This window comes from Pantoea sp. S-LA4 (assembly GCF_054482835.1).
This window is the reverse complement of record NZ_JBTLRC010000002.1, coordinates 2,225,658-2,252,205: the sequence shown is the minus strand read 5'-3', so window position 1 is coordinate 2,252,205 and position 26,548 is coordinate 2,225,658. Positions and strand designations below refer to the sequence as shown.

Here is a 26,548-nt window from a genome sequence, read left to right as displayed (position 1 = left end):
TACAGGAGGCGGGGGGATCCCCGCCGGTTTGGTTTATCAGTAATGGCCTTCCGGCCAGTCGGTGTAGCCTTTAGCCCCGCCGCCGTAATACGCTTCTTTCGGCGCAATCGTCAGTCCGGCACCGTAACGCAGACGTTTTACCAGGTCCGGGTTGGAAATAAACAGGCGACCAAAGGCAACGGCATCAATAATTCCTGCGTTCCGGCGGCTGATGGCCATCTCAAGGTCATAGTTGTTGTTGCCGATAAACGGCCCGTCGAACTGCGCGCTCAGCGCATCCATATCCACGTCGGCAGGCACGTCGCGGGAAGTGGCCGTCGCCCCCTCAACAAAGTGCAGGTACGCCAGGTTAAACCGGTTCAGTTGCTGAATGAGGTAACCGTACATCGCCATGACGTTGCTGTCCGGCGGGGTATTACCGGCATCAGGTGTCACCGGCGAGAGGCGAATGCCCACTCTGTCATTGCCCCAGATGCCGACGATGGCTTCTGTCACTTCAAGCGTGAGGCGGGCCCGGTTTTCAATTGAGCCACCATAGGCGTCAGCGCGGTGATTGGTGGAGTCACGCAGGAACTGATCGAGCAGGTAGCTGTTTGCTGAGTGCACTTCTACGCCATCAAAGCCGGCACGCAGGGCGTTTTCTGCCGCACGTTTGTACTGTTCAATGATGCCGGGGATTTCCTCTGTTTCGAGCGCACGCGGGGTGGAAACCGGCACGAAACCGTTGACGGTATAGGTCTGCCCCTCTGCTTTGATTGCGGAAGGTGCCACAGGGCGTTCTCCGTTGGGCTGCAGCTCAACGCTTGAAAAACGGCCCACGTGCCAGAGCTGGCAGACGATTTTTCCGCCCTCAGCGTGGACGGCGTCAGTCACCTTTTTCCAGCCAGTCACCTGCTCTTCGCTCCAGATCCCCGGGGTAGCCGCATAGCCGCGGCCCTGCGCTGAGATGTTGGTGGCTTCTGAAATAATCAGGCCCGCGCCGGCGCGCTGTGCATAATAAGTCGCATGCAGTTCATCAGGCACGCCGTCCTCGCCGTAACGGCTGCGGGTCACCGGGGCCATCACGATGCGGTTAGCCAGCTGAAGCGTCCCCATCGTAACGGGTGAAAATAAATCGGTACGGGTACTGTTGTCAGTCATATAAACTCCATAATAGTTGACCGGTCGTCTAGTTTTAAGGTAAAAAAAATACGGCTACCCGAGCAGCCGCAGGGTGGCGTTCAAGGCTTTCTCAAACGCTTTATCAGGATCATGAATTTTTGCCATCAGGGAGGCACCAAGCCAGAGCTGATAGAGTTCTTCGGCGAGTTCCCCGGCATTCGCAACCGCCGGGAGAGAACGGTCTTCCTGGCCCTCACGGATACACTGAGCAATTTTCTGCACGATATCGTGCGTCCCTTTTGCCAGAACGTGTCGCATGCTGTCGTACTGATCGCAGACTTCTGCGCCCAGCTTGACCACGAGACATTTACTTTCGGGCAGGTCTGCGCCCTGGGTCGTTTTCCAGAAAGTGAAGTAGCGCAGCAAACGCTCACGGGCTGGCCCGCGGCCATTAAGCTGAATGTCTACCTCATCCAGATAGTGGCTGAAATAGTGCGCCAGCAGCGCTTCGGCAAAATCTTCTTTAGACTTAAAGTAATAATAAAACGAGCCTTTAGGGATACCGGCGGCCTGGACAATCTCAGCAATTCCGACGGCGCTGTAACCTTTGTGCGTAATAATTGCCCTCGCCACATCAATGATGTGCTGGCGTATGTCTGTCGCGTGCTTTTTCATAGTCCGGGTACTCTAGTAAAAAAACTGACCGGTCGTCTAGTTGTATTGTGTGGCATTTCGTGCGTTCAGGCATTCAGCGGCGGCAGCAGCCTGATGGCGTGCTGTCCGGTCAGCTTCAGGCTTTCAGGCGTGGCGCCGTCTTTCGCTTCAATTGACATCCCTTCAAGCAACGTATTCAGAACGGTAGCCAGGGCAGCGGTATTTGTTCCCGCAGGCAGCTGATTTTCCCGCACCGCTCTGCCCAGCCGTTTTTCAAACAGGTCTTTCCCCTCCTGCCGGAGAACGCTGACCGCCCTGATGACATCGGTCGAGTCCGCTGAGACATTAATCGCCGCAAGTACCACCATGCAGCCACAGGGTGCTGAGGGTGAGAGCAGTATCTCTGCCGCTTCGCTGAAGAATCGATCAATGGCCTGAGTGATGTCCGGCGTCTGTTCGAGCCGCTCCCAGGTCGTTTTCCAGTATACCCGCTCGTAGTAATTTACCGCCTCAAGGAACAGTTTTGCCTTATTGCCGAAGGCTGCATACAGGCTGGGCGGATTGATTTCCATTGCGGCACAGAGTTCGGCAACCGACGCCGGCTCAAAGCCTTTACGCCAGAACAGATCCAGAGCCTTGAGCAGCGCCTTGTCACGGTCAAAGCTGCGCGGCCTGCCTTTAGGTTTTTCCACGGCTTCGGGTAAATCACGATTTTTCATGCAGGGAGGTCTCAATGATTCGCTTGACAGTTTACGTAGTGATCACTATACAATAATAACATTACATAGCGATCACTACAAAATGCAGGAAGTTGATGGCGAACCTTATCTCATCTCTGAGTCTCTATCTTCAGGCTGCCGGCGGGGTGGGGACGGTGCTGTTTTTCGCCGTTTTTGTCGCGGCCACGCTACTGTTTTTCCCGGCCTCATTACTGACTGCACTGTCGGGATGGCTGTTTGGTGCCACGGGCGGAACGCTGATAGCCCTGCTGGCCGGTATCACCTCTTCATTGCTGGCTTTCGGGCTGGCCAGGAGCCGCCTCTTTCCGCATGTTGCGAAGGTGGCCGTCAGGAGCACCAACCTGAGCAGGGTGCTTTCTCTGGCGCAGCACAATGGCATTGTGCTTGTTCTGCTGCTCCGTCTGAGCTCAGTGGTGCCGTTTGCGCCCCTGAACTACGGGCTGGGGGCGAGCGGCATGCATTTTAAAAAATATCTGGCTGCCACGATGCCCGGCCTTATTCCGGGAACCTTTATCTACGCCAGTGCGGGTGCCACCGTATCAGACGTGGGGGGGCTTGCGTGGGGGGATTTTTCACCCCTGGAAATGATGCAGAACACCGGTGTGTTAACCGGTGCGGCGGTCGCCGCGCTGGGCCTGGTATTGCTTTATCTGCTGCAACGGTGCATCAGACGAAAAATGGGTATCTGAACGGATACCCGGTTTATTAAAACGGAGACATAAACATGAGCGACACAACCTACGTGCAGGACTATAACGCCATCGTGGACGTGCTTAATCAGTACAATGAAGGCGGTAAGCAGGCGAAGAGCGAACTGATGAAGCCCGCCTTTAGCGATAAGGCGACTATTTTCGGCGTTGACGGGAACGGCCATCTCAGCGGAGGTCCGATTCAGGGGCTGTTTGACACCATCGATACCGCCTTCCGTCCTTCACCCGAAGCCAAAGCGGCCATTGTGCGTGTAGATATCGTGGGTACGGCGGCCAGTGCCCGCATCGACACTGACGACATTTCGGGCTTTCGCTTCACCGACTTTTTCAATCTTCTGAAGGTGAACGGTCGCTGGACCGTGGTCAGCAAGATTTACCACACCCACGTCGCACCCTGATAACGGCCCGGCCCGTTGACTGATGCAGCGTGCAGTTCCTGCATGCTGCCAAAAAGAGGAAAGTAAGATGAGTAAAAATATCAAAGCGGTACCCACTGCCGATTACCGGGCTGTCACGGAAACGGCTGAGAGATACGTTGATGGACTGCGCACCGGTGAAGCTGAAACGGTGGCGCAAGCCTTTCATAACGATGCGGTGATGTACGGCTTTACCAACGGCAGGCTGCTGGGCGGGCCGGTGGAGAACCTGTACGCCTTTGTTCGCGAGAACGGCAGCGCGCCGGATATCGTAACCCGCCTCGATGTGCTGGCTATCACGCCGACGACCGCAGTAGTGCGGGTTGATATGGAAAATGACGCTATAGGTGCGGACTATAACGATTATCTGACACTGATTAAGATTGACGGACGCTGGCAGGTGATCGCCAAAGTGTACCATCAGTTTGAAGGTTGATAACGCGGCGATTACCGCCGCCTCATGACAGGGCAAGGAGAACCTAATGACCCGTGTTTTCATTATTGGTGGCGCAGGCCAGATAGGCAGGCGCCTGAGCAGGATCCTTTCGGATAACGGACATGATGTCCGGGCGCTGTGTCGCAAACCAGAGCAGGAAACGTTATTACGTCAGCAGGGGGCTGAGCCGGTCAGAGGAAGCCTGACCGAGCTGGATGAGGATGCGCTGGCTGCATACCTGACAGGCAGTGAGGTGGTGGTATTTACGGCCGGCGCCGGCGGCAAGGGCGGCCAGGAAATGACCAATGCGGTAGATGGCGAGGGGCTGAAAACCGCCGTTGCCGCTGCCCTGAAGGCCCGGGTGTCGCGCTTTCTGCTGGTTTCCGCATTCCCGGAGGCCGCACGGGGTCAGTCGGTGTCTGACACGTTCGAGAACTATATGCGCGTCAAAAAAATGGCCGACGTGGCGCTGGCGCAAAGCGCTCTCGACTGGGTGATATTACGACCTGGCACGCTGCGGGACGAGCCCGGCACGGGCCTTGTCCATGCGGGCCTCGCTATTCCTTATGGGGATGTTCCCCGTGATGATGTGGCGGCCACTCTGGCTGAAATCATTGAACAGCCTGGCGTCAGTCGCATCATTATCGAGCTGACTGCCGGCGAGGTTCCGGTTCGGGAAGCCCTGCAGAAAATGGCGGGCCGGTAAAGTGAGCCGCCTGTTGCTGCTGGGTGCAACCGGGCTGGTGGGCGGCCATGTCCTTCACCAGGCGCTGGCCAATCCCGCCGTCAGTGTCATTATCGCCCCCACGCGAAAGCCACTTCCTCCGTACGCTGCCGGCGGAAAGACGCTTATCAATCCCCAAATCAGTTTTGAGGATCTGCGCACCTGCGTGCAGGAAGGAACGGTGGACGCGGCGATCTGCGCACTTGGCACCACGATGCACAAAGCCGGAAGCCGGGACGCCTTCCGGCAGGTTGATTACGACTATCCGCTGGCATTTGCCCGCCTGGCGCAGAGCCTAGGCGCCTCAACCTTTGCCCTGACCTCGGCTGCCGGGGCAGATCCGGATTCACGCTTTTTTTATAACCGCGTAAAAGGAGAGCTTGAGCAGGCGCTCTTGCAGGCGAATTTCCGTTCGCTGACCTTCGTCCGGCCCGGCGTTATCGGGGGGGCCAGGAAAGAGGTGCGCCCGGGGGAAATGGCCCTGAAACTCGCCCTTAGGGTTTTCGCACCGTTTCTACCGCCCCGCTGGCGTCTCAACCCGGCAGCAGAAATCGCCGCCCGCCTTATACAGTCCGCGCTGAATCCGCAGCCGGGCATTTCCATCATTCGCGCGGCCGACATGGCCGGAAAACGCGCAACACAATAAAAGGCACCGCTATGTCAGTCGTAAAATTTAACGCCACCGTCGCCGCTGATGCGAACCGGGTATGGCAAACGCTCCGCCAGTTTGGCCGCATCAGTGAATGGCACCCGGCGATCCGCAGCAGTGAAATTGAGGACCATCAGCCGGACGGGCTGCCGGGCTGCAAGCGCAGGCTGGTGCTGAAGAACGGGGACGTTCTTCGTGAGCAACTGCTGATGGTTGATGAAACGCGTCAGGCTTTTTCTTACCGCTTTATCGAATCGCCGCTGCCTGTTGATGACTATGTGGCGACCGTCAGCCTTATTCCCCTGACCGGACGGGACGAAACGGTCATTGTCTGGCAGGCCAGCTTTGAGGCGCGCGCACGCGAGAAAGCGCCGGAGATGACGGCCATCGTCCAGGAACTGATTATGTCAGGGCACCGGAGCCTGGCTGACTTTATTGAAGGCCGTTAAAACTTCAGCGGAGCAGCAAGATGAATGAGTTTATAAAAGCGGTAGAGCTGGCAAAGGCATACCGCCTGATAAATCACGGCCCGGTCACCCTTGTATCTGCCCGTCATGACGGTATCGAAGACGTCATGGCGGCATCCTGGGTGTGTGCGCTGGATTACCAACCCGCCCGTCTTACCGTCGTACTGGATAAGACGGCCTTTACCCGCAGCCTTATCGAGCAGAGCCGGTCATTTGTGATCCAGGTACCGCTCGCGTCTCAGGCGGAGTTGGTTTATCACCTTGGCTCACAATCCCTGCACAGCGAAGCGGATAAGATCCCGCGGTCAGGCGCTTCTCTGTTTAACCTGCCCGGCACTGACGTGCCGTTGGTATCAGGATGCGCCGCGTGGCTATACTGCGAGCTTATCCCCGAGGCGCATAATCAGCAAACCTACGATCTGTTTATTGGCGAGATAAAGGCGGCATGGGCTGACAGCCGCGTCTTCCGCGACGGCCACTGGCAGTTTGAGCAACTGCCGGCAGACTGGCGCAGCCTGCACTATATTGCTGGCGGTCACTTCTACACGACCGGAGATGCGGTCAACATCGCCGGCGCGCCGGCGGCGACCCCCGGGGCTCCGCAGGGCTGATGTTAAAAGCATGAACGTCCGTGACATGATTTAACGGGGCTTGCGCAGGCTGTCCCGCCTTGCCTGCATGATAATCAGCTCAGAAATGCGCCTGACGTCATCATCAAGGCGCTCAAGCGGCCGGTGAATCAGCCCCACATCCCGATAAAAAATCTTCTGCCCCAGACTGAGCGCCCTGACCGATGATGGCCAGCGGTGCCAGGCGGCAATCTGGGGCAAAAGGGCGACACCCACACCGTTACTGACCAGCTTAAGGATGGCCTCCAGTTCGTCGACTTCACAGATTTCAGTGACCGTTATGTCCATCTCTCTCAGAAAACGATCCACCAGGCGTCCGCCGAAGGAAGAACGATCGTAGCGAATAAATGGCTGTTCTCTGATTAGCCCCGCGATATCATCGCCCGCGACACCTTTCGGCACGATGAGATGAAAAGGCTCATGAGCCAGCGCGCTCCACTGCAGGCCTTGCGGCAGGGAGAAAGGCGGTTTCAGGACAGCGGCCATATCTATTTCGCCGGCGTCAACGAGATTGATGAGATCCATCGACAGCCCCGGTATCACGCGGGTGCGACACCCGGAGCTCTGCTTACTGAACAACGTCAGCGCGTCCGGAAGCAGGGTGCGCTGTACGGAAGCAATGGCGCCAATCGTCACGATTTTGCCGGGAATAGCCCGGGTCAGCCTCTCGCCCAGACCGTCATACAGCATCAGCAGTTCCTGCGCCTGGGTGACGAGCTGCAGCCCTTTCTGGTTGAGGCGTGCATTTCTCCCTGAGCGGTCAAACAGCGCAAAGTTTAAGTCCGCTTCAAGACGCTGCATCTGGGCACTGACAGCAGCCTGGGTGAGACCGATTTTATTCCCCGCCGCCGCGAAGGTTCCCTCTTTTGCCACCATCAAAAACGTCTTCAGTTCACGGATCATAAGTCACCTAATACACAAATATAATTTGTATTATACAATGATAAATATTGATTTTAATCAAAGAAAATTATTTATAATCTCCTTTGTGACGGTAATGTTAATGTCACACCAGACGCCGTTCTGGCTCAGCGCGTTGCATTACTCAATATCAATCAGATTTTCCGCAGCCAGAAGGCAGCGACTTTCTTATGAGGATGTATTAATGAGCCTTTCTCCCTTTCATCTGGCAATTCCTGTGTATGACCTGAAGGCAACCCGCCATTTTTACGGTGAGGTATTCGGACTGAACGAAGGGCGTTCGAGCGAGCAGTGGGTAGATTTTGATTTTTATGGTCATCAGTTGGTGATCCATGAGCATCCTAAAACGGCGTCTCAGGAAAGCGTGCATTCAAATCCCGTTGACGGCCATGACGTACCGGTGCCGCATTTTGGCATTGTGCTGAAATGGGACGAATGGGAGGCGCTGGCTGAACGGCTAAAATCGTTCGGCACCCAATTTGTTATTGAGCCCTACATCCGCTTTAAGGGGCAGGTCGGGGAACAGGCCACGATGTTCCTGTTTGATCCCTGCGGTAATGCGCTGGAATTTAAAGCGTTCAAAGATATCAGTCAGCTTTTCGCAAAATAATACTCTGAGCACGGCTTCAGGTCGTGCCACCTCTCTTTTCACCCGAATGTATCTCGCGTGACTTCTGCCGCTTTCTGGCAGAGGTTGCCCTGTTTAATCTGAGGGCTGGACATGAAAAAAATAACACTGGTTTGGCAGATCGTTATCGGCCTTTTACTGGGGATCGTGGTGGGATGGTATTTCAACACGCATCCCGAATATCAGCAGTGGGTCAGTCACGAAATTCTCAAGCCGCTCGGCGATATTTTTATCAAGATGATGAAAATGGTCGTGGTGCCGATTGTCTTCTGTTGCATGATCCTGGGTATTACCGGAAGTGGCGATAATAAATCCTTTGGCAGGATGGGCGTGAAATCCCTGGGATATTTCTTTACCGTCACCGGGATAGCAATCGTTTTCGGACTGGTGCTGGCCAACCTGATTGCGCCGGGAGAAGGCACAAGCATACAGGGAATGGCACACGGTGAAGGGCACATGAAGATGGAGCCGGCACGCGGTGCGCTGGTGATCGTGCAGAACATTGTTCCGGATAATCTGTTCGTGGCGCTCTCAGAGGGCAAACTGCTGTCGGTGCTGTTTTTTGCTGTTCTGTTTGGTCTTACGCTCAATGGCCTTCCACGCGAGAAAACGGCCCCGATCCTCAGCGTCCTGCAGAGTGTGTCAGACGGCATGTTTCGGGTGGTTACTATCGTCATGGCCTACGCGCCGGTTGGCGTATTCGGCATGATTGGCGCTACCGTTTCGACTTTCGGCTTTGCCTCGCTTCTGCCGCTCCTCAAGCTTGTCGGCACGGTGTATCTGGGCCTGATATTATTTGCCCTGATCGTGCTGGGTGGTATCTGTGCTCTCATCGGTGAGAACGTCTTTAAACTGGCGAAATATTTCCGCCAGGAGCTGGTACTGGCCTTCTCAAGCGCCGCTTCAGCAGCCGTTATGCCTCAGCTGATGTATAAGCTGGAGCGCTACGGCTTGCCGGGCCGCATCGTCAGTTTTGTCGTGCCGGTTGGTTATGCCTTTAATCTGGATGGGGCATCGATATTCCTCGGTGTAGCAACCATATTTGTCGCGCAGCTTTACGGTATCGATCTGACGCTGATGCAGCAGATTATCCTGGTTGTCACCATGGTGCTGACCTCAAAGGGAGCCGCAGGCGTACCGGGTTTTGCCATCCTCATTCTTTCTGCCACACTAGCCTCGGCAGGCCTACCACTTGATGCCGTTGCGCTGATAGCCGGTATATTCCGCATTATCGACAGCGGAACTACAACTTTAAATGTGCTTGGAAATATTGTGGCTCCACTGGTCATTAACCGGTGGGAAAAAGCAACCGAACCGGTTACCGGCACACACGCCGAATTAAACAAGCACTGATATGTCAGTAAAGGGAACGTTGTTTGTTCCCTTCTGCATTTAGAAGGCTTATGTAGGTATTTGCGGGAACGTTTTCTTTTTGCCAATGCTGTTAATATCTGCGCCGCCGGTTTGCATGAGCTTGATTCACTGGATCGCGGCAAAAGGCGGCTGAATCGAGAAATGAAAGGGACGCTTGGCAGCGAGTGGCATGGCGCAGAGAATCGTTCCCGATGGCGGAGCAAATGGAGTTGTACTGGTCGAGTTTCACCTGATAGATAAGCCGGTACTGGAATGATCGTTTCGGGTTCCACTATTCGTTTCTGAAAAGCGGGGACAAACCACATCAATCTTTTCCATCCGCAGACTCAAAGACAAAGAATCCACCAACACTAAGTCAACGTTACGCTCTAATTTGTTTTGAGCAATGTGAGAAGGTCTGTTTAAAACGTGATGTTAATATAAAAAGCAGAGCACTGAATGACCAGCTCTGCTTTTATTGTTTTGGTCAATTACTGATATTCCTGATTAGGATATTTATCTTTTCTGCAATCCGCTCCATACATAAGGAGGCAGAAAAGCATGCCGGCATGCATCCAGGTAATCCGACCACCACTGCATCATCGCTTTACGGGCATCAAGATATTCCGCTTTATGGATGTAAGCTGCTCGAACGCTATTGTGTTCCTGATGGCTCATCTGACGTTCCACGGCATCCTGCGCCCACAGTCCTGATTCCATCAGAGCACTACAGGCAATCGCTCGAAATCCGTGGCCGCAGATTTCATTTTTCGTGTCATAACCCATCAGACGCAACGCCTTGTTGACGGTGTTTTCACACATTGGTTTATACGGATTATGGTCACTTGGAAAAATCAGCTCCTGATGCCCGGATATTTCCCGTATTTGTTTAAGAATAGTGATGGACTGACGGGAGAGTGGAACGATATGTGGAGTGCGCATTTTTGCACCACGCCCAGAATAGCGGACACCAGGGATAGCTTCGCGTGTAGCTGGAATGGTCCAGATTTTGTTTCTGATATCGATCTCAGACCAACGTGCGAAACGCAGTTCGCTAGAGCGGATAAAAAGGTGCAGGGTGAGTGATACTGCCAGCCGGGTTAATTCGCGTCCCTGACGATAGCCATCAATTCGACTCAATAGTTCGGGTAGTCGTTCAAGGGCAAGGGCCGGGTAGTGTCGTTTAACTGGTGCTACGATGATACCTTCGAGATTCGACGCCGGATTGCTCTCAATCATTCCCTGATGTACGGCATGACGCATGATGTTGCACATATGCTGCCGGGTACGTGCTGCGACTTCCAGCAGACCTTTTTGCTCAATGCCTTTCAGCAGGGCGATAAAGTGACGAGGTTTCAGTTCAGCTACCGGCAAGTGTCCAATCACAGGAAATATATGATTGTTCATGCTGGCAAGCAGACGGGAGGCGTGGTTCTCTGACCATGTTCTGTTGCTTTTATGCCAGCTCAATGCAACGTGCTTAAATGTTTTTTCCGGTGAGCGGGCAGCTTTCTCTGCGATACGTTGCTGTGATGGATTGATATTCTGCGTCAGCAGCTTGCGTATGCCATCACGTTGCTGTCGGGCGTAAGCCAGAGAAACATCGGGATAGGCACCTAAGCCGAGGCGGGATTCTTTACCATTGAAACGATATTTGAGATACCAGAGACGTGAACCGCCTGGATTGACTAAAAGGTACAGGCCATGAGAATCGGAAACTTTGAAAGGTTTAGCGGATGGTTTTAAGCTGCGGATTTTAGTGTCGTTCAGAGACATATGGTGGTCACTCCATAATCGAACTGAAATGACCCCAAATCAGACCACCAATCTTGCCCGATGCGGAGGGGGAAATGAAAATGCATCGGGAAGACTTTTCACACTAACTTGTTGAATCTAAATCGTATAAAGATTCGTGAAGATGCATGAAAACATAAATTTGGCTCCTCTGACTGGACTCGAACCAGTGACATACGGATTAACAGTCCGCCGTTCTACCGACTGAACTACAGAGGAATTGTTGGAACGGGGCGCATAGTAACGGCCTGCCCGGGCCATGTCAAAGCTCTTTTTCACAAAATCGCCCGACTGCTGAAATAGTCGCCACTCCCGCCTGATGCCCCACAAAAAATACTCGCTTTTCGCCCGTTCCGCCCAGCGGAGTTAAAAATCGCTGGCGGCAAAAAATGAGGTATTTATGAGGTGTTTTGCCGTAGCGATCCCCTTGTCAGGCGGCGTAATCAGTGGTTTTACCGGATAGTTTTCCACCATCGTCACATTTATTTCATTCTGGCTTTGTAAACGGCATAAATGAAATTTAGATTTCATTTCAACCTTGAGATGCGCCTATGGAGTTGAAATGAACAAAGTCAGAATCGGCATGATTGGCAGTGGGTATATTGGTCGCTGTCACGCCATTGCTTATGCCCAGGCTCCCACCGTTTTTGCGCTGAAAGGCGAGATCGTGCGGGAGATGCTGGCGGAAGTGAACCCGGAGCTGGCGGCCCGCCAGGCCGCGACCTTTGGCTTCGCCCGATCTACCGGCGACTGGCGCGAGCTGGTGCGCGATCCGGCTATTGATGTCGTCGACATCTGCGCCCCTAACTTCCTGCATAAAGAGATGGCGCTGGAGGCGATCCGCCACGGAAAGCACGTCTACTCCGAAAAGCCGCTGTCGCTGAGCGTGGCCGATGCCGAAGAGATGGTGGCCGCCGCCACGGCCGCTGGCGTCAAAACCCTGGTCGGTTTCAACTACATGAAAAACCCCACCAGCCAGCTGGCGAGAGAGATCATCGCCAATGGCGAGATCGGTGAGGTGGTGCATTTCTACGGCACCCACAACGAAGATTATCTGGCAAAACCGGAGACGCCGCTCGACTGGCACTGCCAGAAAGCGCTGGCCGGTCTGGGCGCGCTTGGCGATCTGGCGGCGCATATCGTCAATATGGCGCACTATCTGGTGGGGGATATCGCCGAGGTCAGTGGCGACATGATGACGGTGATCACTTCACGTCCGGACCCAAAAGATCTCAGCCGCCAGCTGCCAGTGGAAAACGAAGATCAGGCCAGTGCGCTGCTGCGTTTCAACAGTGGGGCGCATGGCGTGATTGAAACCTCCCGCATCGCCTGTGGTGCTAAGATGGGGCTGACCTATGTGGTGACCGGCACCAAAGGCACGCTGCGCTATACCCAGGAGCGCATGGCGGAGCTGGAACTCTACATTCACGATGAGCCGGCTGGCCGTCAGGGCTTTAAAACGCTGCTGACCGGCCCGGCGCACCCCGATTATGCCAACTTTTGCGTCTCGGCCGGACATGGCATCGGCTTTAACGATCAGAAGACGGTTGAGATCCGCGATTTGATTAACGGCATCGCAGCGGGCGATCGTATGTGGCCCGATTTTGCGGAAGGATTACAGGTGCAGAAGGTGCTGGAGGCGATTGCGCTTTCTGCGCGGGAGCGCCGCTGGATGACGGTGTAGGGCGAGCGACGGAAAACGCAGCAGACGGGAAGCCAGCGCTTCCCGTCCGGTATTAGCAGGCGAGGCCGCTTTTTTCCCACCACAGCTTATCCAGTGCGTAGTAGCGGTCGCGCTGGCTTTCCGGCTGAGCCAGATCGCGCTTCCACGGCTTCGCCAGGATGAAGTGAAGATTCTTCACCTCGTCGTCATGCCAGATCGGGCGATGCTGGAACGGCAACGTTTTCAGCGCATTGTAGACGTAAGAGAGCGGCATCCAGCGACCGGCGAAGGCCTCATTCAGCAGGTCCTGTTCTGAGAAGGGATAATCGCTCAGGTCATCAATCGCCGCGATACGCTGTTCCAGTGCGTCGTAGACCGCGTTATCAGGAGTCAGCACCAGAAAACCGCCGTTCAGGTAGTAGTCCAGGCTGGGCGGAGCGGCTTCACCCCGCGCCTGCCAGGTGTAGTGGCACTGCTCGGGCTGCCAGTCCGCCGGATAAGAGGCGATCTGATTCGGATTACAACGACAGGCGTGGCACGCCGCCATCAGGTTATCCCCGAGATCGAGCGTGAACAGCTCATCCATATTCTGCAGCACCAGCATATCGGCATCGAGAAACACCACGCGCTGATAATCAGTCAGCTGCCATGCACGCAGCTTGGTCCACACTTCGCCAAACTGCGCCGAGGCGTAATGCTGATCCAGATCGGCGCGCGGATAGATGGGCTCAACCGGGGCGATGACGCAGCCCTCGGCCTGCAATGCCTGGCAATCGTCAGCGGAAATCGCTGAGGTGGTCATCACCACCAGCGGCCACTGGCTGTTGCTCTGTTTCAGCGAGCGGTGCAGCGCTTTGACGCCCACCAGATAGTCGGGTTGAGTTAACAGCGTTACCCAGGCAAACATATTTTTCCTTATTCAGTCAGTCAAAAAGTGGGGCGATGTAGTCATTACCTAACCGGCCATGCGGATCGAGCTGGCTGCGCAGGGCGCGGAACGCATCCCACTGCGGATAGATCTCACGCCAGTTATAGCGATCGGCGTCGTAATACTTGCCCCAGTGCGGGCGTCCACCCTCGTCGGCCAGCAGTTTTTCCACTTCGGTCAGGAAATGCAGACCTTCCTGTGACAGCGTGCCGTCATCGGCGTAATAGACCACGAAACCGAAAAAGCAGGTTGGCTGGTCAGACGCCGGGCTGAGCCAGGCCGAAGAGGCACCGGTACAGCGCAGGATGATTGGGTAATGCATATGCGGGCGGTTCTCCGCATACCACTGCTTAATCCGGCGGATAATGGCAGGCGTTTTCGCCAGCGGCACGCCGATTTCGACATTAATCTGCGGCACCGCGATGCCCCGACAGAACAGCTGATAGATGTCACCGGTAACATCGGTGAAGTCGCGAAAACGGGTCACGGTGCGAAACTGCTTACCGCCTTTGCCCTGAATCTGGGTATCGCGATGCATGTGCGCCAGCGTCTGATCGATGGTGTCATTCAGGCTGTCATCCGCCTGACCTTCGTGTTCAACCACCTGACGATCCTGCTGTTCATAGCGCAGACGCTCGTCATCACTCGCCTCGTGGGCGTTCCAGACGTGTACCCGGTTGTCATCAACAAACCACCAGGCCTTGCTGAGCGGATACTCTTCATTCCAGCGCAGCAGGTCCTGCTCCAGCGTATCCGCAGAAACCGCATTTTTGTGACAGGTAAAGATGCGGAACGGCTCGGTTCGCAGCGTCACGGCGGTCACGATGCCCAGCGCGCCGAGTGAAACCTGCGCCGCCGGGAAGTCTGGCTCGCCACGGTTAAATTCCCGCACGCTGCCATCGGTCAGCACCATACGGATCGCCAGCGCTTCATCGGCAATCGAACTCTGTTGCAGACCCTGGCCGTGCGTGCCGGTCGCCATCGCGCCGGCCAGGGTCTGAATCGCAATCACCCCAGGCGACGAAGCCAGCATCCGGTTCATCCCGGTCAGGCTGCGGTAAACCTGATCGAGCGGTGTCGCACCGCCAAAGGTCACGCTCTGTTCATCACTGGCGATCTGGCCCCTGAACGCGCTGAGATCGAGCAGCAGATCCTGTTCGCTGACGTGCAGCATCCGACCGGGGGAGAGCTTGCTGCCGATCACCCGGATCTTACCGCCTGACTGGCGCATTAATTCCTGAAGTTCCGCCTCGCTGGAGGGACGCTGAACCTGATGGCGGCTACCGATCTGGGCGTTTTGCGCCCAGTTCCAGAGCCGGTCATCGTTGGGATCAACATCGGTGTGGCGAAGCGGGTAAAGGTGGGCGTCTCTGCTCACAACAGCATTCCTTTTATGGCGTTTTTGTGACGATATTCACTAAGCGTAGACCATGACTAAGCCAGGCCGTAAAGATGCCCGTTTATTTGCGGATGTAGCGTAACGTTGCGGTTACAGCCAGTTGACGGTTGCGGCGAATACTCTCTTCTTCGCTGTTATCCGGGCTGAACAGCGCGTTAAAGGTGTAGCGGTTGGAAACGTGATGCACGCAGATACTGCTGATCAGGCGATGCACGTCGATGGTTTGTACTTCTTCGATAAACAGACCCTGTTGCTGACCGCGGGTCAGAATGTCATCCAGCACGTCCAGCGCGCTGCGATTGAGGGTTTTAATCTGCGTTGACTGGCTGATATAGCGACCGCGTAGCAGGTTCTCGCTGCACACCAGCCGCATAAAATCGGGATGGGCGACATGATAATCGAAGCTGGCTTCGACCAGACGCGTCATCGCCAGTTCCGGTTCCATCGCCGCCAGATTAAGGCCGGTTTCGTGCTGGCGTATCTGCTGGTAGACCTGCTCCAGCACGTCGATGTAGAGCTGCTCTTTACTGCCGAAGTGATAGACCACCATTCGTTTGGTGGTCTGCGCGTGCTCGGCAATCTGCTCCAGTCGCGCGCCCTGCATACCAAACTCGGCAAAAGTTTTCAGTGCGCCCGCGATAATGCGTTTTTTCAGCCCTTCAGGGTCATTTTTACGTTTGGTTAATTCCGACATAGTGCTCAACAGGGTGGTTTTGACCGGAGAATGTTAGCACAGCGGCAGAAGGATGCCTTTAACCGACAGCGCGGCGCAGCCGACGATCGCGTAGCGCGATCCACCACGGCTTGCTGACACAGGCCGGGAATTTACAGGTATAATCGGGGAAATTTCGTAACAGGCTCAGAAACCAACATGACCAAACTCACCTTACAAGAGCAGATGCTGAAAGCGGGATTAGTCAGCAGCAAAAAGATGGACAAAGTCCAGCGCACCGCCAAGAAATCACGCGTTCAGGCGCGTGAGGCCAGAGCGGCGGTTGAAGAAAATAAGAAAGCGCAGCTTGAGCGCGACAGGCAGTTGAACGAGCAGCAGAAACAGGCGGTTTTATCCAAAGAGTATAAAGCGCAGGTGAAGCAGCTGATTGAAATGAACAGGATCGACATTTCAAAGGGCAACATCGGCTTTAACTTCACCGATAATAACCTGATTAAAAAGATCAACGTCGATAAGCTGACCCAGGCGCAGCTGATCAGCGGCCGTCTTGCTATTGCCCGTCTGGCGGCGGAGAACGGCGGCGAGCATCAGTATGCGATTATCCCGGCCAGCGTGGCGGATAAAATTGCGCAGCGCGATGCCAGCAGCATCGTACTGAATAGCGCGCTGAGTCAGGAAGCGCAGGATGAAGACGATCCCTATGCTGACTTTAAAGTGCCGGACGACCTGATGTGGTAAGTCCGCGTTGCGGCGGCGGTGACGGCAGGACAATAACGGTCACTGCTGCGCGTCGCCGGCATCAGAACGGGCTGGCGTGCCGCGCGTGAATCGCCTCGCCGCTGACCGGATGCATAAAATGCAGCTCGCTGGCGTGCAGCATCAATCGCGGTGTTGTTTCACAACCAGGCCTCTGTAGCCCGCCATACAGGTCACAGCCCAGAATCGGGTAACCCAATAGCTGGCAATGAATCCGCAGCTGATGAGTGCGCCCGGTTTCCGGGGTTAATACCACTCGCGTTACCGGCACCACGTTGCCATCCTGCTGCGCATACTCTGTACGCTCAACCACCTGATAGCGCGAACGCGCAGGTTTGCCGTGGGTAGTGCAAATCGTCATTCGTGGAAAGCACGCCGCATCTTTCGCAATCGCCGCCTCAATCATCCCGTCGTCATCGGCCAGATGGCCGCACAACAGCGCGCTGTAGATTTTGCGCACGCTGCGCTGGCTAAACTGCTGGCAGAGCGCCGCATTGATCGCCTTGTTGCGGGCAATCACCATCAGCCCGGAGGTGCCGAAATCGAGCCGATGTACCAGCGTGCAGCCCGGAAAGTTTTTCACCAGCCGGTGATGTACCGAATCAAGGTTTAGCGGATTTTTGCCCGACAGGCTCAGCAGCCCGCTGGGCTTATTGATCAGCAGCAGATGATCATCCTGATAGAGGATCTCAATCTGGTCATGACACGGCGGTGCAATAAAAGTATCGACTATCTCAGACATCGGGTTACCGGCGGGAAAGGGGAGGCGGATGATAACTAATTTTGCCTGGTGTGACGAATGGTGGATGGCGGGCGATCAGAACGCCAGCCGGTTATGCTCGCCGTCTAATCAGCCCGCTGCGGGGTGGCGTGTTGTCTGGCCGCCAGCGAATGCGGAACGGGCTAACCATGACATACTCTGTTGTCTCTCTTTTAAGGTAAAGGTAACTCAGACTGAATTGAGTGGATAAGCAGGGATTTATGTAACGCAGCAACATGTGAACTGGCTTACATTTTTGACCTTCATCACACTTTATAGTGACCGCCTGATTAAACGACGCATCTCATTATCATGGCATCGATTAAAGACGTAGCAAAAAAAGCGGGAGTGTCTACGGCTACCGTATCGCGTGTGCTGAACCATCATCCCAGCGTGACGCCGGAAACACGCCAGGCAGTACGTGATGCAATGGATTACCTTTGCTATGTCCCCAGCAAAAGTGCGTTTCAGCTGAGTGGTAAATGTTCCGGGCTGATTGGCGTGGTGCTACCAAACCTGGTGAATCCACACTTTTCTGAGTTACTGGCGACCTTTGAAGAGGAAGCAAGATACATCGGGAAATCGGTGATTATTAAGACCCATCAGAATCAGCCTCAACAGGATAAGCAGATTATTCACAGCCTAATCGGAATGGGGATCGACAGCCTGCTATGGGTGCCCACAGAGGCCGAAAGCGAACTTGCGGAATGGTTGACCGCGACCAGCATTCCGGTGGCGGTGGTCACGCAGGTTTCTCGTTTTTTTAATTCTGTCTCTATCAATCAAAGGAAAGGTGCAGAAGCTATTGCGGAGCATTTTATCCAGACCGGGCATACCACCTTTGGTTTTATTGCTCAGGAGGGCGTCGATAATCGAAAGGTCTCTTCCTGGAGTAAAAAAATCACCAGTCAGGGGTTAACACTCGCTAAAGAGAATCAATTCTGGATAGCGAAAGGCGAAGGTGAAAAAATATCCGGCCATATTCGGATACTGGACGATATTATCGGGATGTTAGCTGACCGGAAAAAAGCGTGCTCTTCTCTTTGGGTCTATAACGATGTTGCTGCCAGTTATGTTATCGATGGCTTAAAGGAAAGAGGGGTGGCTGTCCCGCAGGATATTGCTATCGCCAGTTTTGACAATACCCTGCTGGCGCAGACCAAAAAAATAACCAGCGTGGCTCAACCGATTGGCGAGATCGCCCACCTGGCATTCCAGATGGTGAATAATACCCCTAAGCAGGAGAGTATCGAAATGTATGAAATTGTCTCACGGTTAATTATACGTGAGAGCAGTATCGCGCTTAATATCACGGCTGTCTGATTTCTGCTTTTCCCGCTTAATTCTTATTAAACGAGCCGAAAATTTTTATTCAGTCATCCGCACAGGGGCTGGCGATAATGCTCTGTGTTTAATTTTTATAGCTGTGCATTATTGAGGTGATTTTATGTCCGCAACGGTAATGGAAAAGCAAAGCGCTTATGGAAAACTGCGTCTGAAAGAGAAGATCGGTTACGGGATGGGGGATGCGGGATCCTGTATGATCTGGAGTGTACTGGCGCTCTATCTGACGTGGTTTTATACCGATGTATATGGATTAGCGCCTGGCGTCGTTGGAACACTATTTCTGGTGATCCGTATTTTTGACGCCTTCAGCGATCCGATTATGGGTGCAATCTGCGATCGTACGCAAAGTCGATGGGGTAAGTTCCGCCCGTGGTTGTTATGGATGGCGGTGCCCTTTGGCCTGGGTGCCATCGTGATGTTTACCACACCTGACCTGAGCATGAACGGAAAAATTATTTATGCCTGGGTGACTTATCTGGTGATGTCACTGATCTATACCGCAATCAACATTCCCTATTGCTCAGTCGCGGGGGTGATCACCCTGAATCAAAAAGAGCGACTGGGCTGTTTATCATGGCGTTTCTTCCTGAATGGCCTGGCGACGCTGATTGTCTCTTCCTCAATTTTACCGTTAACCGACTGGTTGGGTAACGGTAACCGCGCTTCAGGTTTTCAGCTGACCATGGTGATCATGGGGTGCGCCGCGACGCTGATGTTCCTGTTCTGTTTTGCCAGTATCAAAGAGCGCGTTGTTTCAATTAAATCTGACGATTCGTTAATGAAAGATTTGAAAGACATTGCTAAAAATGACCAATGGCTGCTGATGATTACGATTACCTTTCTTAACGTCTTCCCGGCCTTTATTCGCGGGGCTGTTACTATTTATTATGCCACCTATGTGATGCAGGCCTCCGTTGGGTTTATTACCTTTTTTATGGCGCTTGGTGTCGCCTGTAATATGTTGGGAAGCGTAATAGCTAAGCCACTGACTGACCGATTTGATAAAATTAAGCTATTCCGCATTATTAATATTATCCTTGGTGTTCTCTCTTTCGCGCTGTGGTTTGTTGACCCAAAATCGCTGACGCCACTGCTTACGCTATTTGTGATCATTAATATTCTGCATTTAATTCAGTCCGGACCTATTCTATGGGCAATGATGTCAGACGTCGATGACTACGGTGACTGGAAATTTGGCAAACGACTCACCGGTATTTCCTTTGCCGGCAATCTGTTTATGCTGAAAATGGGACTGGCGGTCGCTGGAGCCATCGTCGCCTGGATTCTTTCCTATACCGGCTATGTCGCTAACAAACCGCAACAAAATGCGCAGACCCTTGAGGGCATTATTATCATGTTCTCATTACTGCCGATGGTGAGTTATTTCATCAGCGCATTTATGGTGCGCTACTTCAAACTGGATAACCTCTTCCTGGAAAAAATTAAAGTCGATCTCGCAAAACGCGAGCTTGAAAAAGGTTCGGTTCAATCGCAGGAGTTTAAAAATGTCCCTGTCCATTAATGTTAAGCAAGGTCAGCGCCTTGATTTATGGATAAAGCAAACAAAGCCGGCCGGTCAGCACCTGTTTGCTATCCACATGGAAAATGCGGTGCTTTTCAAAATAGAAACAGCACCGCCGTATTATCACTATTTTACCTGGACCGCATGGCAGCAGGGTATGGTCTCTCTGGAGTGGTTACCGGAGCACAGTGAGATTTCGTTGTGTTACAGCTGGCACCCTGACACGCTCCCGCAGCAGGGCGTCAGCTTTATTGATATCGAAAATAACGACCTTTGCCTGCGAGATGACCGCGCAGTTGCAGAGCACTATCTGCAGGAAGAGTTACGCCCGGCATTACATTTTTCTCCACGTACCGGCTGGATGAATGACCCTAATGGTCTGCATCGGAAAGGTGAGGAGTGGCATCTGTTTTACCAATATCATCCGCATAGTACTCAATGGGGGCCGATGCACTGGAACCACGCGGTGAGTCAGGACCTTTACCACTGGCGTCACTATCCGGTTTTCCTTCAGCCAGAGCAAAATTTATCTGCGCTTGGGGCAACGGGCGGCGCATTTTCCGGCAGCGCTTTCATCGATGCCGAGGGGCAAACGCGTTTCTGGTATACCGAAAGGCTTCCGGCTTACGATCTTTATCGCGGTTATCGAGAAATCCAGAAAATGGCGGTTCCGCAGCCTGCTTACGACAAACCCGCTTTGATAAAAACAGTATTAACAGAGCTGCCTGCAGGCGTCGATTGTGATTTCCGTGATCCGAAAGTCTGGTATGAGGAAGCGGACGCGACCTTTTATATGATCCTGGGCGCGTCGGTGAACGGCGATCCTGCCATGCTGCTGTTTCACTCCGAAGAGAGTGACCGCTGGCAATTCCATCATGTGCTCTACACCGCGCCCCCTTATTTTCGGGAAAATGGGGGCCGCTGCGTCGAATGCCCGGACTTTTTCTGCCTTGACGGCGTCTGGGTAATGATTATCGGTATTGTGGGTTACACCGAGCCGACAACCGGACGACATAATCTGTTATTTGCACAAACAGGTGATTTTCGGCGCGGTTATTTCACTCCCTCAGCGCAACCGCTGCAGATGCTGGATTTCGGCACCGATTTCTACGCCCTGCAGACCTGGGGTGAAAGCGACAGTCGCACAGGGTTTGCCTGGTTATACAACTGGGCGACACAAAAGAATGTTCATTCTGCCTATTCCGGCGAAATGTCTCTGCCGCGTCGTTTTCATCTTAATGCCCGGCAACAACTCTGTATGACACCGGTATTGCCGCCAGCCTCGCTGATCATCAGTGAAGAGCGGCTGGATGCGTGTAGTCACTGGTCAGGCAGCACTGCCTGTAAGTCCTGCATCATTACCTTTACCCCGACCTCGCATTTTTGCCTGACTCTGACCGGTCAAACCGGGCAGCAGATTATTCTGGCGCACGATGGACACACGTTAAGTCTGCTGGAAAAAGATCGGGATGACGGCCGTTATCAGGCACCGCTGGCCAACGTGGGCGATGTGACATTATGTTTTGATGCCGGAATAGTGGAAGTTTTCGCTCAGCAGGGGAGCGTGTGTGGAACGCGACGTTATTATTCATGCAGTTCACTGACTGAAATAACGCTCTCTGGCGCACAGGCAAAAATAACCCGCTATCACTCCCCTTACGCACAGCCATAACTCAATTTACTGCTGATTTTTTCTTATTACTGTCACCGAAGGAATTAGTCATGACAAGCCAAAACTATTACGATGTTACAGAATGGAAGGAAGGTAACCCTTATCAGGATATTGGTGAGGTTATAAACAGTATTATTTCTGATATTAAAATCAGACAAACCGAAACGGATCTCAATCAAGGCGGTAAGCCGGGCGCGGTTATCTATATTCCACCCGGCGACTATCCGCTTCTTACCCAGGTGTTAATTGATATTAGCTATCTGAAGATTATTGGTTCCGGGCATGGCTTCACCTCTTCAAGTATTCGATTTAATACGCCCGAAAGTGAGTGGGCAAAATGGCATGAAGTGTGGCCGGGGGGAAGTCGACTATGCGTTAATCTTTCTCCCGCTGCCGGAAGTGACCCCTCTGCCGGTGCTGCCTTTTATGTGAAACGTAGCGGTGAGCCACGCATAAGTTCGGTCGAGTTTGCTGATTTTTGTATTGATGGCTTACATTTTGTCGATGATGGTTCAGGCAATGATGATCCCGAAAATAGTTATCTGAACGGTAAAACCGGTATCTATATCGCGAGCGCGCAAGACTCTTTCCGTATCAGCGGCATGGGGCTGGTCTATTTAGAGCATGGGGTGACAATTTTTAACGCTGATGCGCTGGCGATACACAATAATTTCATCGCTGAATGTGGAAACTGCATTGAGTTGCGCGGTTCGGGGCAGGCATCAAAAATCACCGATAATCTGATTGGTGCAGGTTACAGAGGTTATTCTATTTATGTAGAAAATTTTGGCGGCCTGCTGATTACGGCTAATAATATTTTCCCACGCGGCAAAAGCAGCGTACATTTTTCTGGGGTAGTTCGCTCTTCGATATCCAGCAACAGATTCCATTCATTTTATCCGGGGATGCTGGTTCTGGAAGGCAATAGTTCAGAAAACCTGGTCACGGCTAACCATTTTTTCCGTGAGCGTGAACCCTGGGGACCGATGCAGGCTTATAATAATGGATTAGATGATTTATATGGTCTGCTTTATATCAGCGGTAACAACAACTCCATTATTGCTAATCATATTTCGGAAACGATTGATTTGCAGTCTATCATCCCGCAGGGCGCAACACCGGTGATAATCCGGCTGGTGTCGGGTGAGGGGAATTATATTTCGGATAACCATATTGTCGCGACCACCGAAGTTTCACCGGCGGAGAGTGCGGCCACCGAATCCTGTTTCTCAACTCAGGTGAGTGCACTGCTGGCAACAAAAGGGCTGGTAGCTCTGGAGGTTATCGCAGTACAGATCGAAGAAGCCTCTTTGCAAAATACCGTACTGGATTCAGGCAGTGAGAGTCAGGTTTTGCTGGATAAGAAAGTGAATGCGTTCAGGGCTACGCCCGTACCTGGCTTGCTGAGCTGAGAGCGCTTAACGGGCTCACGCAGACAGTTTATGAGTGATTTTATTCTGAGCTGACTGACGGCAACCAATGCGGCGCACCCTTTCTCTACACAGGTGGTGCATGTGAAAGGTGACCACCGCTACCGTGGATAGCGGTGGTCAGGCAAAACACAGGCACCGGCGGCAGGGCAGTCATCATCTGTTGATCGGCAGCAGACGCGCATTGGTATGGCATGAGCCATGCCGCAAATCGACAGTGAGTGGTGATGTGACTTCATGACGCTGGCATCCCGATACCACAAAGACTAACCGGGATCGGGATATCTGAATCACTATCGGGACTGTTAAATTTTGAGCAACCTAATCCGCTGATCACGTTGTTTATTGCAGGCTATTTTAAAGGAGTAAAAATGCCGCTACCTGAACGTATGAAACCCGCCAGCGTAAGCCGAAAAAAAGTCGTACAGCTGGCCAGCCAGGCTCAGCAGATACTCGCGAAAATTGATGCCGGAGCAGGTCCGCAGGAGAGTGAACTTTTCTAAATCTGGCTCCTCTGACTGGGATCGCCTTTGCCAGTAACTGGCTAGTAAGTAAGCTAAAACTGAATTGTCTTCCTGTCAGGACCACCAGAGTGACCACCGATAAGATTGTGTTGAGCAAAAGGTGTCTGGAGCCTTTGTTGTATGTGGTGAACATGACTATGACGTCCCCCCAGCAATAAGCGTAGCCAGGGAGCGGGTAACAATGGCCGCCGCCCATGGTACTTTACTGCGTCGAGGCTAATGATTTCATTGCGCATCCGACTGTTATCGATTGAAAGCTACACTGACAGGAACATACTGAAGGCCAGGAGACAAGCATTACGCCGAAGTATGGTTTTCCAACAAAATAGAATAGGACGGAAACGTTACACTGCCATCAGTCTACTCAGTGAGACAAACTCATCGGCATCAGGCATCTTCAACATCTGATTTTTGATTGCCTGAGAAAGATCCTTAAGCATCGTTCTGGAGCGCACATCCAGGCAGTTATTATAGGTAACGATGTGCGCCGATGGTATTTTCGGAAGACTGACAACGTGACTGGCGTCCGTTAGCTCTTTCAGATCCGAAACTGTGAGCGCGGTTTCTGGTAAGGGGACAATCCCCAGCCCTGATTTTGCTGCCGCAATGATGGTTTCCATTCCGCCGCCCTGGAAACTATCAAACCACGGGATTCGAGCTTCAAGTAATAAGTCCAGAATGAGCTTCCTCATACGGCAAGATTCTCTTAAGGTAATTAGCGGGATTTTATCCTGCTTAAAAGCCAAAGTTGGAGAGCAATACCATCTATAGTTTTCACTCCGTAGATATTCTCCGCCTTTTTTATCGCCATCCTGAGTGATAATTGCTATATCTAATTTTTTATTTTCGAGTGCGTACAGAACTTTGGAAGAGCTGTCTACTTTAACTTCAATCATAAGGTCGGAGTAAGTTTGTCTGATACTTTGAATCGTCTGCATGAGAGGGATATCCAGTACATGGTCGCTAATACCAATTTTGATATTTTGGATATTTTCACAGACGTTGAGCGTTGTTAACGCGCTGGCGTGGGCCACCATCAGACTTTGAGCCCGGGATAGGAACACTTCGCCCTGCGGCGAAAGGTAGATATGACGCGGCGTTCGGTGGAAAAGCGGATATCCAAGAATATTCTCAAGCTTTTGAATTTTAACGGTAACTCCTGACTGAGTGATGCAAAGTGACTCGGCTGCCAGGGTAAAGCTATTTAGCTCGGCAACTTTAAGAAAAGCCTCAACTGAATGCATATCAAGATATAAGCCCATCACCATTCCCGTTCGTCATTACTGAAATCAATTTAATGAAATTGTATCATGTTTTTCATTTTGGTAAATATTGCTTATCGGAAAAATCCTGACTGAAATATGCATACGAAAAAACGTCTGACCGTGAGGATTTTCCGAAAAATTAACTTTCATCGGCCGGTCGTCTCGAGCGAAAACGTCATTGAGCAGATAAAAAAATTATTAATAAATGAGATATTTTTTCATTCTTAACCTTCCAGGCAACGTAAGCCGTCGCCTGGAGGAGTCAAGGCTATGAATGTCTGATTTCAGCAATGGCGAAGAGTTTTTATTAAATATATCCTGGTTATGGCGCTTGAATACATCATTTGGTTCCCTTATTAAGGACGGTAATTTGAACATCAGTAAAGAAAAGATTTTAATCATCGATTCAACGACTGAAAAGCATTTCAACACAGCTATTGTCGAACAACAGATATTAGCCGGGCATGATGTTCAGTTACTGCATATTAGCCATGTAAGTGAAATTCCTTTAAATTTTATTTCAGAAGTCAATTATCTTATTATCTGGGCATGTGTCCCCGCCGTTAATTTCGATAAAGCATTTTTATCCAGTTTAAAAAATTGCCGAACCATTGTTAAAGCGGCGGTGGGTTTTGACAATATTGATATCTCTGCTGCTCGTGAGTTGGGCATTTCTGTGCTTAATATTCCGGATTATGGCACGGAGGAAGTTGCCGACCATGCTTTGGCACTGCTGCTGGGCATTGCGAGAAAACTTGAAGAGATCCATATCCACGTCAAACAAGGTGGCTGGGATTGGGCAAGTGTCAAAAAGCTCTATCGCCTGCGCGGCCGTAAATTAGGCATTATCGGTTTTGGCCGTATCGGTGGTGCGGTTGCCAGAAGGGCGGCGGCGTTTGGTCTGAATGTACAGTTCTACGATCCCTATGCGGTCAGCGGGCTGGATAAAACGCATGGTGTCTTTCGCTGCGAATCTCTGCAAGAGCTTCTGACTAGCTCAGACATCATCTCCGTGAATGCGTCGTTAAACCGCACTTCTCACCATCTGTTGTCACACGCCGAATTCGACATGATGAAAATGGGTGTTTTGCTGGTCAACACGGCGCGCGGCGGAATTATTGATTCTGACGCCCTTTTTTCAGCCATCAAATCAGGAAAAGTGGCAGCTGCTGGTCTGGACGTGCTGGAAAATGAACCCGACATTCCCGACGGCTTCAGAACGCTGGATAACGTGCTGCTGACCGCACACTCCGCTTTTTATACGGAAGAATCTTTTCTCGAAATGCGAACCAAATCCGCTGAACTGGTTCGACAAAAAATGAACGGGCTACCTGTCAGAAACTGCGTTAATGAAAATTCCGGCGAGCACTCTGTACCCTACTAAATA

At 52.5% G+C, this 26,548-nt stretch carries 28 protein-coding genes and 1 tRNA gene; 17 read left to right on the top strand and 12 right to left on the bottom strand.

Features of this window, described 5'->3' with window-relative positions:
- Positions 1-36: 36 nt before the first annotated feature.
- The 3 genes from ACX3P5_RS11475 to ACX3P5_RS11465 form a co-directional block, all read right to left on the bottom strand.
- Entirely contained in the window at positions 37-1,140 is a 1,104-nt protein-coding gene (locus ACX3P5_RS11475) for an alkene reductase (RefSeq protein WP_458968728.1), read from the bottom strand.
- A gap of 54 nt (positions 1,141-1,194) precedes the next feature.
- Positions 1,195-1,776 carry a TetR/AcrR family transcriptional regulator gene (locus ACX3P5_RS11470; RefSeq protein WP_458968727.1) on the bottom strand — a complete coding sequence of 194 codons (582 nt, stop codon included), beginning with the start codon at positions 1,774-1,776 and terminating at the stop codon, positions 1,195-1,197.
- A 65-nt stretch (positions 1,777-1,841) separates the two neighbouring features.
- Positions 1,842-2,474 (bottom strand): TetR/AcrR family transcriptional regulator, encoded by a 633-nt coding sequence (locus tag ACX3P5_RS11465; protein WP_198774002.1) that lies wholly within the window; start codon positions 2,472-2,474, stop codon positions 1,842-1,844.
- A 155-nt stretch (positions 2,475-2,629) separates the two neighbouring features.
- Here ACX3P5_RS11465 and ACX3P5_RS11460 point away from each other — a divergent pair, with 155 nt between their 5' ends.
- The 7 genes from ACX3P5_RS11460 to ACX3P5_RS11430 all read left to right on the top strand — a co-directional run bounded on the left by ACX3P5_RS11460 (position 2,630) and on the right by ACX3P5_RS11430 (position 6,508).
- Positions 2,630-3,184: a TVP38/TMEM64 family protein gene (locus ACX3P5_RS11460; protein ID WP_458968726.1), complete on the top strand. Its 555-nt coding sequence runs from the start codon at positions 2,630-2,632 to the stop codon at positions 3,182-3,184.
- Positions 3,185-3,219: 35 nt separating this feature from the next.
- Positions 3,220-3,603: a nuclear transport factor 2 family protein gene (locus ACX3P5_RS11455; protein WP_050158515.1), complete on the top strand. Its 384-nt coding sequence runs from the start codon at positions 3,220-3,222 to the stop codon at positions 3,601-3,603.
- 67 nt (positions 3,604-3,670) lie between these two features.
- On the top strand, positions 3,671-4,057 hold the full coding sequence (locus tag ACX3P5_RS11450) for a nuclear transport factor 2 family protein (protein WP_266061905.1): 387 nt from the start codon (positions 3,671-3,673) through the stop codon (positions 4,055-4,057).
- Between the two features lie 46 nt (positions 4,058-4,103).
- Positions 4,104-4,763 (top strand): SDR family oxidoreductase, encoded by a 660-nt coding sequence (locus ACX3P5_RS11445; protein ID WP_458968725.1) that lies wholly within the window; start codon positions 4,104-4,106, stop codon positions 4,761-4,763.
- Between the two features lies 1 nt (position 4,764).
- On the top strand, positions 4,765-5,427 hold the full coding sequence (locus ACX3P5_RS11440; protein WP_458968724.1) for a Rossmann-fold NAD(P)-binding domain-containing protein: 663 nt from the start codon (positions 4,765-4,767) through the stop codon (positions 5,425-5,427).
- 11 nt (positions 5,428-5,438) lie between these two features.
- The gene (locus ACX3P5_RS11435) at positions 5,439-5,879 is read left to right on the top strand and encodes an SRPBCC family protein (protein ID WP_458968723.1); all 441 of its coding nucleotides are present in this window, start codon (positions 5,439-5,441) and stop codon (positions 5,877-5,879) included.
- A gap of 20 nt (positions 5,880-5,899) precedes the next feature.
- The gene (locus tag ACX3P5_RS11430) at positions 5,900-6,508 is read left to right on the top strand and encodes a flavin reductase family protein (protein ID WP_458968722.1); all 609 of its coding nucleotides are present in this window, start codon (positions 5,900-5,902) and stop codon (positions 6,506-6,508) included.
- A 30-nt stretch (positions 6,509-6,538) separates the two neighbouring features.
- Here ACX3P5_RS11430 and ACX3P5_RS11425 read toward each other — a convergent pair whose 3' ends face one another.
- Complete coding sequence (locus tag ACX3P5_RS11425) at positions 6,539-7,429, bottom strand: LysR family transcriptional regulator (RefSeq protein ID WP_458968721.1); 891 nt, start codon at positions 7,427-7,429, stop codon at positions 6,539-6,541.
- 202 nt (positions 7,430-7,631) lie between these two features.
- Here ACX3P5_RS11425 and ACX3P5_RS11420 point away from each other — a divergent pair, with 202 nt between their 5' ends.
- Positions 7,632-8,057, top strand: a complete 426-nt coding sequence (locus tag ACX3P5_RS11420; protein ID WP_197665072.1) for a VOC family protein — start codon at positions 7,632-7,634, stop codon at positions 8,055-8,057.
- Between the two features lie 111 nt (positions 8,058-8,168).
- Positions 8,169-9,428, top strand: a complete 1,260-nt coding sequence (locus ACX3P5_RS11415) for a cation:dicarboxylate symporter family transporter (RefSeq protein ID WP_458968720.1) — start codon at positions 8,169-8,171, stop codon at positions 9,426-9,428.
- Positions 9,429-9,944: 516 nt separating this feature from the next.
- Here the strand turns inward: ACX3P5_RS11415 and ACX3P5_RS11410 are convergent.
- From ACX3P5_RS11410 to ACX3P5_RS11400, 3 genes are all read right to left on the bottom strand, one after another.
- Positions 9,945-11,204 (bottom strand): tyrosine-type recombinase/integrase, encoded by a 1,260-nt coding sequence (locus ACX3P5_RS11410; RefSeq protein ID WP_198774011.1) that lies wholly within the window; start codon positions 11,202-11,204, stop codon positions 9,945-9,947.
- A 161-nt stretch (positions 11,205-11,365) separates the two neighbouring features.
- Positions 11,366-11,441: transfer RNA gene (locus ACX3P5_RS11405), tRNA-Asn, on the bottom strand.
- Between the two features lie 147 nt (positions 11,442-11,588).
- Positions 11,589-11,753 (bottom strand): hypothetical protein, encoded by a 165-nt coding sequence (locus ACX3P5_RS11400; protein WP_336755563.1) that lies wholly within the window; start codon positions 11,751-11,753, stop codon positions 11,589-11,591.
- Positions 11,754-11,784: 31 nt separating this feature from the next.
- Between ACX3P5_RS11400 and ACX3P5_RS11395 the strand changes: the two genes are divergently transcribed.
- The gene (locus tag ACX3P5_RS11395) at positions 11,785-12,906 is read left to right on the top strand and encodes a Gfo/Idh/MocA family protein (protein ID WP_233987717.1); all 1,122 of its coding nucleotides are present in this window, start codon (positions 11,785-11,787) and stop codon (positions 12,904-12,906) included.
- A 52-nt stretch (positions 12,907-12,958) separates the two neighbouring features.
- On the opposite strand, the gene ACX3P5_RS11390 is transcribed toward ACX3P5_RS11395, so the two are convergent.
- The 3 genes from ACX3P5_RS11390 to ACX3P5_RS11380 all read right to left on the bottom strand — a co-directional run bounded on the left by ACX3P5_RS11390 (position 12,959) and on the right by ACX3P5_RS11380 (position 15,906).
- Complete coding sequence (locus ACX3P5_RS11390; RefSeq protein ID WP_233987718.1) at positions 12,959-13,792, bottom strand: glycosyltransferase family 8 protein; 834 nt, start codon at positions 13,790-13,792, stop codon at positions 12,959-12,961.
- A gap of 16 nt (positions 13,793-13,808) precedes the next feature.
- Positions 13,809-15,191, bottom strand: a complete 1,383-nt coding sequence (locus tag ACX3P5_RS11385; protein WP_458968719.1) for a D-arabinono-1,4-lactone oxidase — start codon at positions 15,189-15,191, stop codon at positions 13,809-13,811.
- Between the two features lie 82 nt (positions 15,192-15,273).
- Positions 15,274-15,906, bottom strand: coding sequence for a TetR family transcriptional regulator (locus ACX3P5_RS11380; protein ID WP_233987720.1), 633 nt, complete (start codon positions 15,904-15,906; stop codon positions 15,274-15,276).
- Positions 15,907-16,083: 177 nt separating this feature from the next.
- Here ACX3P5_RS11380 and ACX3P5_RS11375 point away from each other — a divergent pair, with 177 nt between their 5' ends.
- Complete coding sequence (locus tag ACX3P5_RS11375) at positions 16,084-16,623, top strand: DUF2058 domain-containing protein (protein WP_233987721.1); 540 nt, start codon at positions 16,084-16,086, stop codon at positions 16,621-16,623.
- Positions 16,624-16,684: 61 nt separating this feature from the next.
- Here the strand turns inward: ACX3P5_RS11375 and ACX3P5_RS11370 are convergent, their stop codons facing one another.
- Positions 16,685-17,383 (bottom strand): RluA family pseudouridine synthase, encoded by a 699-nt coding sequence (locus ACX3P5_RS11370; RefSeq protein ID WP_458968718.1) that lies wholly within the window; start codon positions 17,381-17,383, stop codon positions 16,685-16,687.
- A gap of 330 nt (positions 17,384-17,713) precedes the next feature.
- Between ACX3P5_RS11370 and ACX3P5_RS11365 the strand changes: the two genes are divergently transcribed.
- The 5 genes from ACX3P5_RS11365 to ACX3P5_RS11345 all read left to right on the top strand — a co-directional run bounded on the left by ACX3P5_RS11365 (position 17,714) and on the right by ACX3P5_RS11345 (position 23,875).
- Entirely contained in the window at positions 17,714-18,724 is a 1,011-nt protein-coding gene (locus ACX3P5_RS11365) for a LacI family DNA-binding transcriptional regulator (protein WP_458968717.1), read from the top strand.
- Positions 18,725-18,848: 124 nt separating this feature from the next.
- Positions 18,849-20,270 carry a glycoside-pentoside-hexuronide (GPH):cation symporter gene (locus tag ACX3P5_RS11360; protein ID WP_031376315.1) on the top strand — a complete coding sequence of 474 codons (1,422 nt, stop codon included), beginning with the start codon at positions 18,849-18,851 and terminating at the stop codon, positions 20,268-20,270.
- Entirely contained in the window at positions 20,254-21,942 is a 1,689-nt protein-coding gene (locus tag ACX3P5_RS11355) for a glycoside hydrolase family 32 protein (protein ID WP_458968716.1), read from the top strand. Before ACX3P5_RS11360 ends, ACX3P5_RS11355 begins: the two co-directional genes overlap by 17 nt.
- Positions 21,943-21,992: 50 nt before the next feature.
- Positions 21,993-23,354 carry a NosD domain-containing protein gene (locus tag ACX3P5_RS11350; RefSeq protein WP_458968715.1) on the top strand — a complete coding sequence of 454 codons (1,362 nt, stop codon included), beginning with the start codon at positions 21,993-21,995 and terminating at the stop codon, positions 23,352-23,354.
- A 389-nt stretch (positions 23,355-23,743) separates the two neighbouring features.
- The gene (locus ACX3P5_RS11345) at positions 23,744-23,875 is read left to right on the top strand and encodes a hypothetical protein (RefSeq protein ID WP_458969202.1); all 132 of its coding nucleotides are present in this window, start codon (positions 23,744-23,746) and stop codon (positions 23,873-23,875) included.
- Between the two features lie 365 nt (positions 23,876-24,240).
- Here ACX3P5_RS11345 and ACX3P5_RS11340 read toward each other — a convergent pair whose 3' ends face one another.
- The gene (locus ACX3P5_RS11340; protein ID WP_293003293.1) at positions 24,241-25,158 is read right to left on the bottom strand and encodes a LysR family transcriptional regulator; all 918 of its coding nucleotides are present in this window, start codon (positions 25,156-25,158) and stop codon (positions 24,241-24,243) included.
- A 277-nt stretch (positions 25,159-25,435) separates the two neighbouring features.
- Between ACX3P5_RS11340 and ACX3P5_RS11335 the strand changes: the two genes are divergently transcribed.
- The gene (locus ACX3P5_RS11335) at positions 25,436-26,545 is read left to right on the top strand and encodes a C-terminal binding protein (protein ID WP_336755557.1); all 1,110 of its coding nucleotides are present in this window, start codon (positions 25,436-25,438) and stop codon (positions 26,543-26,545) included.
- The last annotated feature ends 3 nt before the right edge of the window (positions 26,546-26,548 follow it).